General features: G+C 48.4%; 1 protein-coding gene. It reads left to right on the top strand.

Going from position 1 to position 2,576, the window contains the following annotated elements; translation table 11 throughout:
* On the top strand, positions 1-2,576 hold a 2,576-nt coding region (locus H3T57_RS09025), incomplete at both ends, for an S-layer family protein (protein WP_198194178.1).

The raw sequence follows: 2,576 nt of genomic DNA, 5'->3' as shown, positions 1-2,576 counted from the left end.
TTGACAACAGTTCAGGCCAGATTGGCTCTCTGAACAAAGGGGATGTAACGGTTCGTGGCGGGGATATCAATAACCAGTCCGGCCTGATCCGTACGGGTCAGGGGAATGTGTCATTGACAGGCTCCTCACTTGACAATGGCAATGGTTCTATCCTGACCACACAGGGGGATATCGGGGTTCAGGCAACGGGTAAGGTTGTCAACATGAATGGCCGGATAGGAACGCAGGCATCCGGGAATGTCAGGGTTTCCGCCTCTGGAGATATCAGTAATGATCATGGCCAGATAGTCACCCCCTCGGGTATTGTGGACATTGGTGGCAGACAGCTGAATAACGATAATGGCCAGATTGGCTCGAATGCGGGCAATGTTCATATAGAGTCAGACGGTTTGATGAACCGTTCAGGGATGATTCTGGCTGGTTCGGACAATGGCTTTGGGGATATTGTTTTTCATGGCGGTGACATCGAGAACAGCAATGGCGTTATCCAGGCGAGCTCAGGTGTTGTTGAGCTTGGAATGGGCAATTATACCGATACGGAGAAGGGACTGGTCTATGCCGGGAAGAGCCTTCAGGTCAATGCGGGCGGGAACATGGAGGTTTCGGGGAACATTCAGGCTCGGCAGGATCTTAGCCTTGTCGCGAACAACCTTTCCCTGAATAACAGGGATGCCTCCATTAGCAGCTTGAACGGGGATGGAACACTTGCCATCGCCAATAGCCTTCTCAATGCGGGAAGTCTTTCTTTTATCAGGGGACGTTTAACACTTTCAGCAGGTTCATTTAAAAACCATGGTAATTTGATCAATGGAGAGGGTGAACTCCATGTTGATATTAATGGTGATCTCGACAATCAAAATGGTTCTTTGGTTACGAATGCTCATGATGCTGTTATTCAAGCCAAGGGCGATATTGACAATACGAATGGTCAGATTGGCGTTAAAACGGATGGCAATGTTCAAATAACGGGCCAGAAGCTGACCAATAAACAGGGTTTGATCCGCACAACCAATGGGGATATTTTACTGGATGTTGCTGGATTGGACAACGGAAGCGCCTCTATACTGACAGACAATGGGACAGTCAATGTCCATTCCAGGGGCGATATTGACAATACTGGTGGCCAGATTGGTATAAAGACTTCTGGCAACCTGACCTTGAATGCCGGAGGAGATATCCGGAACAATCAGGGTCAGCTTGTCACGTCTGCGGGCAATATTGAACTGTCCGGAAACACTCTTGACAATACGAATGGTCAGGTTGGCAGTCTGAAAAACGGGAATTTAACTCTTGTCAGCAAAAATGATTTTATCAACAAGAATGGCAAGTTCATTACCCCTGCCGGTAATATTCAAATCACCAGTGGTAATTTGAATAACCAAAATGGTAATTTGATCACGAGTTCAGGGGATATTGTTTTTCATGGCGGTGACATCGAGAACAGCAATGGCGTTATCCAGGCGAGCTCAGGTGTTGTTGAGCTTGGAATGGGCAATTATACCGATACGGAGAAGGGACTGGTCTATGCCGGGAAGAGCCTTCAGGTCAATGCGGGCGGGAACATGGAGGTTTCGGGGAACATTCAGGCTCGGCAGGGTCTGAGCCTTGTCGCGAACAACCTTTCCCTGAATAACAAAGATGCCTCCATTAGCAGCTTGAACGGGGATGGAACACTTGCCATCGTCAACGGCTTTCTCAATGCGGGAAACATATTTGTCTCGCAGGGCGTGTTGACAATCAAAGCTGGTTCCATGGATAACAGAAATCAGATAAATACGAATTCAGACAAACTAATGCTTGATATTCAAGGGGATATATTAAATCATTCAGGTAGTATCTTAACCAAGAATAATGATATTTCCCTAACGGCAAAAGGTAAAATTGACAACAGTTCAGGCCAGATTGGCTCTCTGAACAAAGGGGATGTAACGGTTCGTGGCGGGGATATCAATAACCAGTCCGGCCTGATCCGTACGGGTCAGGGGAATGTGTCATTGACAGGCTCCTCACTTGACAATGGCAATGGTTCTATCCTGACCACACAGGGGGATATCGGGGTTCAGGCAACGGGTAAGGTTGTCAACATGAATGGCCGGATAGGAACGCAGGCATCCGGGAATGTCAGGGTTTCCGCCTCTGGAGATATCAGTAATGATCATGGCCAGATAGTCACTCCCTCGGGTATTGTGGATATTGGTGGCAGACAGCTGAATAACGATAATGGCCAGATTGGCTCGAATGCGGGCAATGTTCATATAGAGTCAGACGGTTTGATGAACCGTTCAGGGATGATTCTGGCTGGTTCGGACAATGGCTTTGGGGATATTGTTTTTCATGGCGGTGACATCGAGAACAGCAATGGCGTTATCCAGGCGAGCTCAGGTGTTGTTGAGCTTGGAATGGGCAATTATACCGATACGGAGAAGGGACTGGTCTATGCCGGGAAGAGCCTTCAGGTCAATGCGGGCGGGAACATGGAGGTTTCGGGGAACATTCAGGCTCGGCAGGATCTTAGCCTTGTCGCGAACAACCTTTCCCTGAATAACAGGGATGCCTCCATTAGCAGCTTGAACGGG

The organism is Commensalibacter sp. W6292M3, assembly GCF_016101315.1.
GTDB classification, from domain to species: Bacteria; Pseudomonadota; Alphaproteobacteria; order Acetobacterales; family Acetobacteraceae; genus Commensalibacter; species Commensalibacter melissae.
The sequence above is the reverse complement of the archived record's forward strand: the minus strand, read 5'-3'. Positions and strand labels throughout refer to the sequence as shown.